This is a genomic window from Eisenbergiella porci (assembly GCF_009696275.1).
Classification (GTDB): Bacteria; Bacillota; Clostridia; order Lachnospirales; family Lachnospiraceae; genus Eisenbergiella; species Eisenbergiella porci.
Genome location: NZ_VUMI01000004.1, coordinates 86,885 through 99,776, shown reverse-complemented (window position 1 = coordinate 99,776; position 12,892 = coordinate 86,885). Strand labels below are relative to the sequence as shown.

Annotated in this window: 13 protein-coding genes and 6 tRNA genes; 2 read left to right on the top strand and 17 right to left on the bottom strand. The window is 48.5% G+C overall.

Annotation, left to right across the window (positions count from 1 at the left end; genetic code table 11):
* Positions 1-30 precede the first annotated feature (30 nt).
* Positions 31-366, top strand: coding sequence for a hypothetical protein (locus tag FYJ45_RS03660; protein ID WP_154463530.1), 336 nt, complete (start codon positions 31-33; stop codon positions 364-366).
* 86 nt (positions 367-452) lie between these two features.
* Here FYJ45_RS03660 and FYJ45_RS03655 read toward each other — a convergent pair whose 3' ends face one another.
* From FYJ45_RS03655 to FYJ45_RS03630, 6 genes are all read right to left on the bottom strand, one after another.
* Positions 453-1,502, bottom strand: a complete 1,050-nt coding sequence (locus FYJ45_RS03655) for a LacI family DNA-binding transcriptional regulator (protein ID WP_154463529.1) — start codon at positions 1,500-1,502, stop codon at positions 453-455.
* Positions 1,503-1,696: 194 nt separating this feature from the next.
* On the bottom strand, positions 1,697-2,536 hold the full coding sequence (locus tag FYJ45_RS03650; RefSeq protein WP_154463528.1) for a carbohydrate ABC transporter permease: 840 nt from the start codon (positions 2,534-2,536) through the stop codon (positions 1,697-1,699).
* Positions 2,536-3,378 (bottom strand): carbohydrate ABC transporter permease, encoded by an 843-nt coding sequence (locus FYJ45_RS03645; protein WP_021635418.1) that lies wholly within the window; start codon positions 3,376-3,378, stop codon positions 2,536-2,538. Before FYJ45_RS03645 ends, FYJ45_RS03650 begins: the two co-directional genes overlap by 1 nt.
* A gap of 96 nt (positions 3,379-3,474) precedes the next feature.
* Positions 3,475-4,896 carry an ABC transporter substrate-binding protein gene (locus FYJ45_RS03640; RefSeq protein ID WP_154463527.1) on the bottom strand — a complete coding sequence of 474 codons (1,422 nt, stop codon included), beginning with the start codon at positions 4,894-4,896 and terminating at the stop codon, positions 3,475-3,477.
* Positions 4,897-5,521: 625 nt separating this feature from the next.
* Entirely contained in the window at positions 5,522-6,346 is an 825-nt protein-coding gene (locus tag FYJ45_RS03635; protein WP_154463526.1) for a Cof-type HAD-IIB family hydrolase, read from the bottom strand.
* Positions 6,347-6,748: 402 nt separating this feature from the next.
* Positions 6,749-7,729 (bottom strand): alpha/beta hydrolase, encoded by a 981-nt coding sequence (locus tag FYJ45_RS03630; RefSeq protein ID WP_154463525.1) that lies wholly within the window; start codon positions 7,727-7,729, stop codon positions 6,749-6,751.
* Between the two features lie 176 nt (positions 7,730-7,905).
* Between FYJ45_RS03630 and FYJ45_RS03625 the strand changes: the two genes are divergently transcribed.
* Complete coding sequence (locus tag FYJ45_RS03625; protein WP_154463524.1) at positions 7,906-8,463, top strand: DUF6512 family protein; 558 nt, start codon at positions 7,906-7,908, stop codon at positions 8,461-8,463.
* Positions 8,464-8,569: 106 nt separating this feature from the next.
* On the opposite strand, the gene FYJ45_RS03620 is transcribed toward FYJ45_RS03625, so the two are convergent.
* The 11 genes from FYJ45_RS03620 to FYJ45_RS03570 all read right to left on the bottom strand — a co-directional run bounded on the left by FYJ45_RS03620 (position 8,570) and on the right by FYJ45_RS03570 (position 12,854).
* Positions 8,570-8,642: transfer RNA gene (locus FYJ45_RS03620), tRNA-Lys, on the bottom strand.
* A 103-nt stretch (positions 8,643-8,745) separates the two neighbouring features.
* Positions 8,746-8,817, bottom strand: a tRNA-Gln gene (locus FYJ45_RS03615).
* Between the two features lie 4 nt (positions 8,818-8,821).
* Positions 8,822-8,895 (bottom strand) — tRNA-His (locus FYJ45_RS03610).
* Positions 8,896-8,928: 33 nt separating this feature from the next.
* Positions 8,929-9,002: transfer RNA gene (locus FYJ45_RS03605), tRNA-Arg, on the bottom strand.
* Positions 9,003-9,182: 180 nt separating this feature from the next.
* Positions 9,183-9,253 (bottom strand) — tRNA-Gly (locus tag FYJ45_RS03600).
* A 20-nt stretch (positions 9,254-9,273) separates the two neighbouring features.
* Positions 9,274-9,348: transfer RNA gene (locus tag FYJ45_RS03595), tRNA-Pro, on the bottom strand.
* A 107-nt stretch (positions 9,349-9,455) separates the two neighbouring features.
* A complete protein-coding gene (locus FYJ45_RS03590; RefSeq protein WP_154463523.1) occupies positions 9,456-9,935 on the bottom strand; it encodes a metallophosphoesterase family protein in 480 nt (159 codons plus the stop codon).
* A 37-nt stretch (positions 9,936-9,972) separates the two neighbouring features.
* A complete protein-coding gene (locus FYJ45_RS03585; RefSeq protein WP_154463522.1) occupies positions 9,973-10,578 on the bottom strand; it encodes an XTP/dITP diphosphatase in 606 nt (201 codons plus the stop codon).
* A gap of 5 nt (positions 10,579-10,583) precedes the next feature.
* A complete protein-coding gene (locus tag FYJ45_RS03580) occupies positions 10,584-11,747 on the bottom strand; it encodes a THUMP domain-containing class I SAM-dependent RNA methyltransferase (RefSeq protein WP_154463521.1) in 1,164 nt (387 codons plus the stop codon).
* A gap of 359 nt (positions 11,748-12,106) precedes the next feature.
* Positions 12,107-12,295, bottom strand: a complete 189-nt coding sequence (locus FYJ45_RS03575; protein WP_154463520.1) for a hypothetical protein — start codon at positions 12,293-12,295, stop codon at positions 12,107-12,109.
* A gap of 82 nt (positions 12,296-12,377) precedes the next feature.
* On the bottom strand, positions 12,378-12,854 hold the full coding sequence (locus tag FYJ45_RS03570) for a DUF1700 domain-containing protein (RefSeq protein WP_154463519.1): 477 nt from the start codon (positions 12,852-12,854) through the stop codon (positions 12,378-12,380).
* Positions 12,855-12,892 lie beyond the last annotated feature (38 nt).

Sequence of the window (12,892 nt, the reverse complement as noted above, 5' to 3'; positions counted from 1 at the left end):
CTGAGGGAATGAACAAAAATGGGGACTTATATGATTAAAGTACTGTCAAATTTCTTTGACCTGGATCGGGAGCAGAAACGGGAATATAATTTTGTCCAAAAACTACAGGGTGAGTATGTTCCTTATGATGATCAAAGCAGAGGCGTCAGTGTGATAATCAGCGGATATGAAATCCAGGTCAACGGCACTGTTGATAGATTTTCCTACAAAATAGTGAATCCCTTACCAGAACTTGAATACTTCGACAGCCATCTGGCATTAGAGCACGGAGGTGAAGTGGAAGAGATCCGCGGCGGTCTGATTTCCATTAATCAGGAAAATGGAACCTCCAAAAAATATCTCTCCACTGCCAGCAGGGAATATTAGGAAAGCAACAGTAAAAGAGTCGGCGGAGGAAGAAAACAAGGCACAGCATCTTCCTAAACCAAACCGGAATATGCTGTGCCTTGTTATTATCTTTTTGCGGTCGATTCCTGCTCCAGCAGCTCTCCGGCGAACACCTTATGCTGATGCCCGCTCCTCCCGGCCAGGATATCAAACAGAAGCTTCACAGAGGCCTCCGCGATATGCTGTATCGGCTGGCGGATGGTGGTCAGCGTCGGATTATAATAGCTGCACAGCTCAATGCCGTCGAAGCCGGCCACCGAATAGTCCTCCGGCACCTTTTTGCCCGCTTCCACAATGGCCCTGCAGGCTCCCACGGCCATGGTATCCGAAAGAGCGAAAATGGCAGTAAACTCTTTTCCGGAATCCAGCAGCTCCCTGGTGAGGACATAACCGCTTTCCATGGAGTAGGATTTGATTTCCGGACGCATGTGTCGGATCAAATCCTCGTCCGGCTTGATTCCGTGGTCCTTAAGGGCCTTACGGTAACCGTTCAGACGCATCCTGCCGATACTCGCATCATTGGGCTGGGCGGCGAGTATGGCGATTTTCTCATGTCCCTGACGGATGAGGAAATCCGTCATCCTGTAACCTTCCTTCTCATCGTCCACCGAAAGGGAGGAGTAATTGTCATGATGCATTCCGTCAGGCGCGCAGCCTACAGTGGACAGGATGAAAGGGATACGCAGCTTATGCAGCTTCTCCTCGGAGTGGGAAAAATATCCGCCCAGGAAAATAATTCCCGCCAGGCGTTTTTCCTTCACCAGCTCCAGGGCCACATCCACTTCATCCTCATTGAATTCCACATGCCTGATTACCATGGAATATTTTTTCTTCTTTATTTCATCTTCCATTATCTGTATGGCATCCGCAAAAAAAGGATTGGTAATTCCCTTAACCAGCACCGCCACGCACTTTCCGTCCGTACGCTTCAGATTTCTGGCGCTGTTGTTGGGAATGTAGCCGTACTTCTGAATGGTGTCCATAATCATTTTCTTCGTTTCCGGATTGATGTCCGGATGGTTATTGATGGCTCTGGATACCGTGCTGACTCCTACCTTGCAGATTCTGGCAATATCCTTGATTGTGATCTCTTCCACATCTTCTTCTATCCTCATATTCAAACACCCGTCCCCCGCTCAAGCAGGTATTTTCTACGGATTCCGACAGGAAACCCTGATTTATTTTGCAACAATTCAGGACGTCCTGAACTGCCACTTTATTTTAAAGGACAAATGTGGTGTAAGTCAACCGTATCCTTTTGTCGCGGCACTTATCCTGCAACAGCTCAGCCTTTGGCCGGACTGTTACTCTATCCTTTCACCGCTCCGGCAACAACACCCTCAATGATATATCTCTGGCACGCCAGGTAAAATATGATGATGGGAATGATGGCTAACACCAGGACGCCCATCATGGCTCCCATATCAATGGAGCCGTAGCCGCCTCTCAGATACTGGACGGCAATAGGAATTGTCTTGTACTTTGTCATATCCAGCACCAGGTACGGAAGCAGGTAATCGTTCCATATCCACATGGCCTGCAGTATGGCAACCGTAATACAGGTGGGCTTCAGAATCGGCATAACAATCCGGAAAAAGGTCTGCAGGGGCGTACAGCCGTCAATCATGGCCGCCTCTTCTATTTCCAGGGGAATGCTTTTCACAAAGCCGCAGAACATGAATACCGACAGCCCGGCGCCGAAGCCCAGGTAAACCACCACAATGCCCAGCGGATTTCCAAGATGCATCATATCCGCCAGCTTGGACAGTGTAAACATTACCATCTGGAAGGGCACAATCATGGAAAACAGGCAAAGGAAATACAGCGCTGTGGTAAATTTATTTTTTACCCGGGAAATATACCATGCGCACATGGAGGTGCAGATGATGATAACCGCCACCGAAAGAACCGTAATGAAAAGAGATGTCCAGAAGGCGTCGATAAAGCCTGTTTTCTTAATGCCGTTCACATAGTTTTCCAGTCCCACATACATCTTTCCCGTGGGAATGGCAAAGGGCTTTCTGCTGATATAGGCCTTTTTCTTAAAAGAGTTGATGAGCACCAGCACAATTGGAAATACATAAATCAAAGAAATCAGCATAAAAACAAAGGTAAGGATTCCGCCGTGTTTTGCTTTTCTTGCATTCATTACTGCTGTACCTCCTTCCTGCGGGTGATCTTATTCTGCGCCAGCGCAATGATGGCTACCAGAATAAAGAATACCACCGCCTTCGCCTGGCCTACGCCCTCCCAGCCGGTCCGGCCGTAGAAGGTATTGTAAATATTCAGCGCCAGCATTTCCGACATCTTTGAAGGCTCCCCGTTGGTCAGCGCCAGGTTCTGGTCAAACAGCTTAAAGGAGTTGGTAAGCGTCAGGAAGGTGCATATAGTAATGGAAGGCATAACCATGGGAATCGTTACATTCCTAAGAATCTGCCTGGCATTGGCTCCGTCGATTTTTGCCGCTTCAATCAAATCTCCTGAAATATTCTGGATACCGGCAATATAGATAATCATCATATAACCAATCTGCTGCCAGCACATCAGTACGATCAGCCCCCAGAAGCCATAGGTTGAGGAATAGGTCAGCGTCCTGTTAAAATACAGCAGGATGCCGTTTAAGAGTAGCTGCCAGATGTAGCCCAGAATGATGCCGCCGATCAGGTTCGGCATGAAAAAAACTGTTCTGAAAATATTGGTTCCCTTAAAGCCCTTCGTCAGAAGCAATGCCACCGTAAAAGCCAGTACATTGATCAGGATCACCGATACTACGGTAAACAGGGCCGTATACCAGAGCGCATGGACGAAGGAGGGATCCGTAAAAATTTTGAGGTAATTGGAAAAGCCGATAAATTTGGCGTCCGTTACGGTAGTGAACTTGCAGAAGGACAGATAGATACCCATAATAAACGGCGCTATGAATCCCAGGATAAAAGCAAGAAATGTAGGGAGCACAAAAATCGGCCAGTATCTTTTTATTGCTTTTGCCATTTTCTTTCCTTTCTTTTTTGCAGCTGTTCCGTATTTTCACAGTTACATTTTTCAAAAAAGGGCGGGTAACCTGCGCCCGCCCTTCACCTTTAATACTTACTGTGCATTTGCCGCATCGTATTCGGTCTTCCAGCCGTCTACGAAAGCAGTTACTACGTTATCCCATTTGCCTGTGCCCTGTGCGTACTCAAGAAGCGCGCTGCCCACACCGTTCTTCCATTCTTCGGAAGGCATGGTTGTGAAGTTCCATGAAACAGGTGTCTTGCCGGCCTTTGTGTACTCATCGTTGGCAAGAATCAGAGGATTGGTTGACTGATAACCATCAGCAAAGGTCTTGAAAGGTGTAACGAAGCCCATCTTGTTTGCAAGGGCATCCCTGCCTGCATCACTTGTTACAACCCAGTTCAGGAAATCAAGTGTTGCCTGGATATCCTCCGGCGCTGCATTTTTGTTTACACACCAGTAGTTCTCGGAACCGGTGCACAGACCCTGGTTTTCTTCACCCTCTACGCCGATGTAGATAGGAAGCATGCCCAGATCTTCATCTGCTACTTCGTTGTCTTTAATATCGTTGTAAGCCCATGTACCGTTCTGATAGAACACTGCTTCGCCAAGTGCGAATTCGGAAGCTGCATCTTCGCCGGTCTTACCGGAAAGGAGGCTGGGTTCACAGGTAGCGTCTGTAATATAAAGGTCAAAAATCTGTTTGTAATTGTCCAGATAGGTTCCCTTGATTGCATCCGTGGAGGTAATTCCGTCAGCCTTGTACTCATAATAAACGGGAAGGTTGGCAAGGTGTGTCTTGAATCTCCAGTCTGAGGAAGCATCAAAGCCGGCTGAGGTGAATGCACCTTCTACTCCCAGGTCATCCTTGTGGGCCTGAATGCCGTCTGCAACCTTCTTCAGCGCTTCGAAGTTATTCAGCTCATCGATGGATTTGATTTCTGCATCGGGCAGTGCGAAATAATCATTCAGCAGAGCCTTATTGTAAATAATGCCGTAGGTTTCAATTACATATGCCATACCAAGAACGGAATCGCCATCCTTGAGCACGTAATCATCGCTCTCAATATTCTTATAAACATCGCTGTCCTTCAGGTCGTAGCAGTAATCCTTCCAGGATGCCAGGCCAACAGGGCCGTTAACCTGGAACAGGGTAGGCGCTTCGGACTTAGCCATTTCTGACTTCAGTGTGGATTCATAGGTGCCGGATGCTGCCGTAACCACGGTTACCGGAACTCCTGTCTCATCCGTATATGTCTTGGCCAGCTCTACCCAGTCATCAGCCTGCTCGGGCTTAAAGTTCAGGTAATACACCTTTCCTTCCCCGCCTGATGCCGCGGTTGTTTCCGCTGCGGGCGCTTCTGATGCAGGCGCTGCTTCGGAGCTTTCCTCCGCCTGCTGTGTATCGGCAGGTGCCGGTGTGCTGCTCTCTGTCCCTGCGCTTGATCCGCAGCCGGCCAGAAGTGCAGAAACCATTGCTACACTCAGTAATGCACTAATCAGTTTCTTTTTCATAATTACCTCTCCTTTTCTTTGAATGCTTAATTGCCGGAACCGTTATCGGTAACGTTGTCGGTAACGTTTCCAATTACTATGGTTGTATATTACCACATCATTTTTTGAATTGCAATAGTGTATTTGTATATTTTTTATATTTATTTTTATTTTTCTAAATTTTGATATGCATTTTGTATAATTATGAGTTTTTTCCACAATTTATGATGACTTTAAACAGACTTTTTTCTGTATAATACGCACAAAAAATTCATTTATTATATATTTTGCAGAGTCTCAGCTTCTTTACAGATACTGTCACCCCGCCCTGATCCGCCTTCGTCGGTATATTTTTACTCTCCCGATCCGCATTCTTATGGTCAGTGCAAGGCGCCGGCCTGCATAGCTGGACATGCCGGCCTTCCAAATAGCTGCGATATTTTATTTTCATACCTTTTACTGTCTCTGTTTCGGGAAAATGTATAAAAATACAGAAGGATACTGACATCGGCCGTTCTGCCTATAAAAAAGAAGACCCTGTGCCCGGCAGCGCCATTTATTCCGCGTATGACGCCGCACGGCCCGGTCTTCTCTTTTGTGTTCCTGTTCTGTTGTTTATCCCTTCCGATGCACCTTGTTCCCCGCCTTAAGCCAGCATATATTCTTCCATCACAGCTGCTGCTCCGTCATGATCGCAGTCGGCTGCAACTATCCTGGCCAGCGCCCGGATTCCGGGAATCGCATTCCCCACGGCCACCGGCAGGCCGGCGGCCTGAAGCAGGCCGAAATCGTTGCTGTTGTCCCCTACCGCAATTACCTGCTCCATGGGAATTCCCAGATGCCCGCACAGTATCCTGAGCCCTTCTCCTTTATTCGCATTCCGGTCATTGATTTCCAGATTTCCCGCCAGGGAGCTTGCAAGGGAAAGAGGAAGCCGGGACATTTTCGCCAGCGCCGCCGCCCGATCCTTTCTGTTATTGAAAAAAAGATTGATTTTCTCCACCTCCAGCGGATTTTCCTGGTAAAAATCAAACAGGGCCGCCACCCGCACAACGCTCCGGTCAAACACATCGTCAAAGCCGCCAAGGCCGAATTCCTCCAGCCTGCTCATATAGGCCGCATCCATAAAGGAACGGTTTCCAATGAAAAAAGAAGCCATGATATCAGCATCCTTAATGCAGGAAATAATTTTGCATACGAGACGGGGAGAAATGGGTATTCTGGCTATATTTTTTTTCTCCTGCAGATCATAGACACAGGCTCCGCTCTCACAAATCAGATACCGCATACCCGGAAAAGCCTCCAGATAGGTTTCCATCTCACCAATACATCTTCCGGTAGAAAAAACAACCTGTTTTCCCCGCGTCAGAATCTTCTCTATCGCCCGTTTTGCCCGTGGCGTGATCTCGTGTCTGGAATTCAGCAGTGTTCCATCCATATCCAGCGCAATCAGCCTGTATTCGTTCTGCATCCCTTTCTTCCTCCCGTCCGCCGCACCGCCGGCATTCTTATTAATATTTTACATTGTTTTGCGAAAAATAGAAAGAATATTTTCCTTATTATCGAAAAAAACATGCATAATATCTGCCTGTATATACAGAATCCGGATAGTACAAATAAAATAAGGACCAATGTAACTCAGATGCATGATTGCATCCGTATTACATCGATCCTTCCAGGCCGGTTCTGTTCTTATTTCCTGATATTCTCATAATAAAAACCGCCGATTACGCCAACCGCAATAATCACTATTGATAAAACAGACCAGATATCCCACATAATTTTTTCCTCCTGTATACCGTTGTATCTTCTTAATTGACACAATAGCATAAACAGGGCAGGGATACTATGGTTTACCGGTTTTCTTAACGTATCATGAGCGGGTTATTAGCGGAATCTTAGCAAAGGCACGCTTCAGCACCAGGCAGCGCCGGGTAACGGAAAGCTGTACCAACTTATTTTTGTCATAAACATCATAGCCGTTAAAGGTTCCCCTGATTTCATTGAGCTCCACAGGGACACCGGCCGCTGCAAGCCTGTCCGCATAAGCATTTCCCTCATCCCGGAGGCAGTCGATTTCCTGTGTTTCCACATAAGCAGGCGGCAGTCCTTTCAGCGACGGCGCGCTCATGGGAGCGGCATATTCCGGCCTGCCATAATCCCCTTTTCTCATATAAAGATCCCACATCTGCCGGTTCAGATTCGCATTCCATCCCGGAGAGTCCACAAACTGCCGCATGGACCAGGAGGTCATGTTCTTATCCGCCACCGGATTAATCAGCATCTGGAAACAGATGGACGGCCCCTTCTTGTCCCTGGCAATCAAAGTTACAGCCGCCGCCAGCGCGCCTCCCGCACTGTCTCCAATCACTGCAATCCTCTCCCTGTCTATCCCCAGGGCATCCGCATTGCGCGCCACCCAGGTTAACGCCCGGTAGCAGTCCTTCACAGGCTCAGGATAAGGCTTTCCAAGCCGGTAATGCACTATCACCACCTTGCACCTTACCTCTCTTGTATAAACCTGTGCCAGACGGTGTGTAGACGGCCTGTCCCTGAGCACAAAAGCGCCTCCATGATAATAAACCAGGCAGGGCGCATTCTTGCCGATATTCTCCGGCTCATAAATTGTCAGACCGATTCTGCCTCCGCCTTTGAGACGCACATATTTTTTCCGCCTTTTAATTCCCTTTGCAGGCTGCTGAAGAAAACATCCCGCCTGGAACCAGCGGTTTATCAGCCAGACCTTTTTAGGCGTAATAATATAATCCCTGAAGTCTATCCGGCTCCAGAGACCTCCTATATCCTTTAATTCTTTATCCAATGCGTATTTTGAAAAAACGTATCCTTTATGCATATATATTACCTCATCAGGTAAGACACGCTACAACACTTTACTGTATCAATATACCATACCTGAGATGTTAAAAGCTACTCATTTTTCCAATTTCATCCTGCTTTGATAAAAAATGTGTGTTTCTGCGCTCACAGGGAATACTTTCTGTAGAAATAAAAGAGAAAGAAGGAATTCTCATGTTCTGGAAAAAATATCGTTATGAAATCTACGGCGTACTTTTTATCGCAGCGGCGGGTACGCTGCTCCACTTTGTTTATGAATGGTCGGGAAGCACCGTCATCGTGGGCCTGTTTGCCCCGGTAAATGAATCTGTGTGGGAGCATATCAAGCTGCTGTTCTTTCCCGGCCTGCTGTTTTCTGTCTGGGATTATTTTCATGCCTCACGCAGGCCGGCTTCCTTTCTCCCCGCCAGGACAGCCGGGTTTACCGCAGGCATGGCTGCCATTCCCCTGCTGTTTTATGCCTATACCGCATTGCTTGGCACCAATCATCTGGCGCTGGATATCATGGTCTTCCTGCTGGGAATTCTGCTCGCCTTCCTGATAAGCGCCCTGCTTGAGAAAAAAATCAGTGACACAACCACAACACTGTCCGGGACAAAAACCCGCGTGCTGCCGTTTCTCAGCGCCGTTCTACTTATTATTTACCTGCTGCTGTTCTTCCTCTTCACCTTCCGGCCGCCGCAGCTGCCCTTATTCCGTGATCCGGTTTCCGGTCATTTTGGCATTTCCTGAAATGAGCCGGATGTGAGTCATATTTTTGGGGATTTACCTTTTCCGAAGAAATGTTAAAAAGACCGGGAACCCACTGATATTGCGGATTCCCGGTCTTTTCTCTGAATGAAGCACGGGGGATTCGAACCCCCGACAACCTGATTAAAAGTCAGGTGCTCTACCGACTGAGCTAGTGCTCCATACCAACAATTAAGATGCCCTGTGTTGTAAAAATTATTCATTCCCATAAAAGAGAATAAAAAAAAGAACCATTGAGGAAGATTCCTTTTCAGCATTCTGCAACTGGGCTAGCTGGATTCGAACCAGCGAATGCAGGAGTCAAAGTCCTGTGCCTTACCGCTTGGCGATAGCCCAAGAAGGTGGATAAAGGGATTCGAACCCTTGGCCTCCAGAGCCACAATCTGGCGCGCTAACCAACTGCGCTATACCCACCATATGGATTATGAGAAATCTCATAACCACTAACGTGCTCGAAGGGATTCGAACCCCCGACCCACGGCTTAGAAGGCCGTTGCTCTATCCAGCTGAGCTACGAACACATATTACGGGAACGCCTGGCAATAATGCGACAGGGCTATTCTGACTAATGCATTGCAGATTTATCTGTAGATAAACCTGCCAGAATACGCTTGTCCGCTCTGAAAAGCCAAGGACAATCCGGCTGAAAGCCAACTGCGTATTCAAACGGTTCCTTTCCCGCAAGCGGGTAATTCGCCGTAAGCGGGTGATGGGAATCGAACCCACGTATCCAGCTTGGAAGGCTGGTGTTCTACCATTGAACTACACCCGCATATTGGTGTCTGGCTTAAATCGGGGTGACAGGATTCGAACCTGCGACCTCCTGGTCCCAAACCAGGCGCTCTAGCCAAGCTGAGCCACACCCCGTTTTCTGCTCACCCTTAGCCGTGACGCAGAAGTTATTATATAATACCTTTTGACCTATGTCAACACTATTTCCAAATTTTTTTTACAAATTTTTTTACATCGTTTTTTTACAGATAATTCAGATGATAGTGGGCCTGTCCGTCCTTATCCAACTCCATCAGGATATAGGAAGGCCTTCTGCCCTCCTGGCGGGGAAAGGAAAGGCTGCCGGGATTGATCGCCGTGATATCCCTTTCCATATCAATGACAGGCTTATGCGTATGACCATACATAACAATGTCAACGCCTCTTGCCTGCGCCTCTTCCTTCAGCATGGAATTCCCCATGGATACATAATAGTTGTGTCCATGCGTAAGCCACACCTTATATTTTCCCAGCTGGAATTCCTTCTCCCGGGGCAAATCCGTAAAAAAATCATTATTCCCCGACACGATTTCCACCGGACAGCCCGCATATTCCAGATAAAGGTCTTCGCTTCCCTCAGAATCACCGCAGTGTATGAGCATGTCTATTGGCTTCACCCGTTTGATCAGCTCCAGAAAACGGTCATCTCTGCGATGAGTATCGCTGATTATCAGTACCCTCATCTAATGGCACCTTCTTTCCTCATTGGTATCCGGATCCTTACAGGATCCCGGCAAGCCGCTCCTTCATCAGGCGCAGAGCATTGCCTCTGTGGCTGATGCTGTTCTTCGTCTCGCTGTCCAGCTCTGCCGTAGAGCAGCCGTATTCATCCACATAAAAGATGGGATCATAGCCAAAACCATTGGTGCCTTTCTCTTCCCAGCCGATATATCCTTCTATCACTCCTCTTACTACGATTCCCTCTGTCGCCTCCGGCAGTACGGCCGCAATGGCGCATACGAACCGGGCCGTCCTTTTTTCTTTGGGGACGCCCTCCAGCCTGCCGATGAGATTGGCATTTTTAATGCGGTAGGAGGTGTCCTCCCCCATGTATCTTGCAGAATAAATGCCGGGCTCCCCATTCAGGCAATCAATTTCCAGGCCGGAATCATCCGCCAGCACAATGTCGTCCCTGCCTGCACAGGCCGCCACCGCCCTTGCCTTAATCAGCGCATTTTCTTCAAAGGTGGTTCCGTCCTCCACGATGTCTATATCAATGCCCGCTTCCTTCATGGACAGCACCTGCATGTCCAAATCTCCTAATATCATGCGGATTTCCCGCATTTTTCCTTCATTTCCCGTTGCAAAAATAATTCTTCTGCTCATGCTTCTTACCTTCCATCCGGTAAATTCTGCCGCCTGGGCGGCTTTGGACCCATATACTGGTAAAAATAGGTCTTCATCATTCCATTATAAATTTTCCTGTTCTTATCCGCTTTCCTGCCGATGTCCCGCTCCGCATTCTCATAGGCGGTAATCAGATACATGGACCAGGAATCCAGCGCTGCATACCGTGCCCCCAGTTCTTTATAGAGAGCGGGAAGCGCCGACTTTTCCTCAAGGCGCTCGCCGTAAGGCGGGTTGGTAATGAGGAAGCCGTACTTCTTCGGATGGCTCAGCTGGGATAACGGGCGGCGCTGGAAATGGATCAGCTTGTCCACTCCAGCCAGCTTAGCGTTTTCCCTGGCAATGGAAACCATGGCGTCATCAATATCGTAGCCCTGGATATCGGTTTCGATCTGCAGATCCACCATTTCCTGAGCCTCATCCACGGCATCGTACCAGTTCCGCTTTCCCACCACCGAAGGCCATTCCTCAGCGGTAAAGCTGCGGTTCATGCCGGGTGCCATGGAAGCCGCCATCATGGCCGCCTCGATGGGAAAGGTGCCGCTTCCGCAGAAGGGATCCACCAGAATCCGGTCCCCTCTCCAGGGGGTGAGCATAATCAGCGATGCCGCCAGGTTCTCCGCAATGGGAGCCTTGGCCGTCAGCTTCCGGTAGCCCCGCTTATGCAGGGATTCCCCTGTGGTATCCAGTCCCACAGTCACCTCGTCCTTCATCAGGAAAACGCGGACAGGGAAAGGCGCGCCGTCCTCTTCAAACCAGCTCACATGATAGACGCCCTTCAGACGTTCCACCATGGCCTTTTTCATAATTGACTGGATATCCGAGGGGCTGAACAGCTTACTTTTCACGCTGGCCGCCTTGGCTACCCAGAACTTCCCGTCCGACGGGATAAATTCCTCCCAGGGGAGGCTCCTTGTTCCCCGGAACAGCTCTTCAAAGGTTTCCGCATGAAAGCTTCCCACCTTAATCAGAATACGCTCCGCGCTGCGCAGGAATACATTTGCACGGCTCACCGCCTCCTCATCTCCGAAAAAGGTGATTCTCCCGTCTTCCACCAGCGTTACGTCATATCCCAGGTCAATAATTTCTTTTTTTAATACTGCCTCCAGGCCGAAGTGGCATGGGGCTATCAATTCAAATTTTCTCATAGCTATATATTACGTTTATTTCTCCACTGCGTCAATGAAATTTTGTCATAAGTGGCGGGAGGACGGAATGAATCATTGCGCGTGGGCTGTCCGGGGACGCGGCGAGGGCTTTGAGGGGCGCCCCTCCCTCCCACCGTCCGCACCTCAAAGCCCTATGCCGCACACCCCGGACAGCCCACGCGCAATGATTCATTCCTGGGGTAGTGGCAGGCCTCTGATTTAAAAGGCTGGAAAATAAATAAAAAACCGGGAAGCGGTGTGTGGTTACACAGGGCTTCCCGGCTTTTTGCAGTTTTTAAGCTCCGCCGGGCCTTTGCGGTTGAGCTTGGGCGGCGGAGGTTACTTTTCAGGTGTACTGATTAGTAGTTGTTTTCTTTGCTGCTGTTTTTGCTGTTGTTATTGTTGTTGTTGCTGTCGTGGCAGTCAGAGTAGCTATTCTTGTTCTGGTTCTGATTCTTCTGGCTGTTGCTGCTGGAATTCTCAGACTTGTTCTGCTGGTTCTGCTTTTCACTGTTCTGGTTGTTCTGGTTGTAATCATTCTTAGACATAATTGTAAACCTCCTGATTCATTTTTGTTACAGGAGTAGTATTTGAAAAAATCATTTTTTTATGCAAAGAATTTTTTTATTTTTAATTTCGTCGGATGAGCTTTACGATGTAGATTACCAGGATGATGGGAATGAGGTAGGGGAGGATAGCCCACATGAGGGAGCCTACCACGCTGATAACCACTGCTACTGCCATGAGGACAAGGATGGCTATGAGCCAGCCGGGCATGCGTACCTTATGGACGGTGCCGGCGCCTCTCCTGGTAAAGGTTTCTTCATTGAAGGAATCCTGGGGGCCTGTGCCTGATGCGCCCCTGAACTGTGTCTCGTTGGCTTCGTGGGCGCAGGCGTCTCCTGCGCGGTCAGCCGCATCTATCAGGGTTCTGGCAAGAATCCTGGGATCTCCCAGCTCGGAAAGGATTTCCGCCTCACTTCTTCCTTTTGTTTCTTCTGTATTAAAATAGCTGTCATAAAATCTGATGTTATCGTCTACGGATGCAGCCGCCATATTCCCGTTCAGTGCACGCCGCAGAGCGTCCAGGAATTCTGATTTTGTCATCTGTTTTTTCTCCTTATTTTGCTTCCTATTCGTATCAT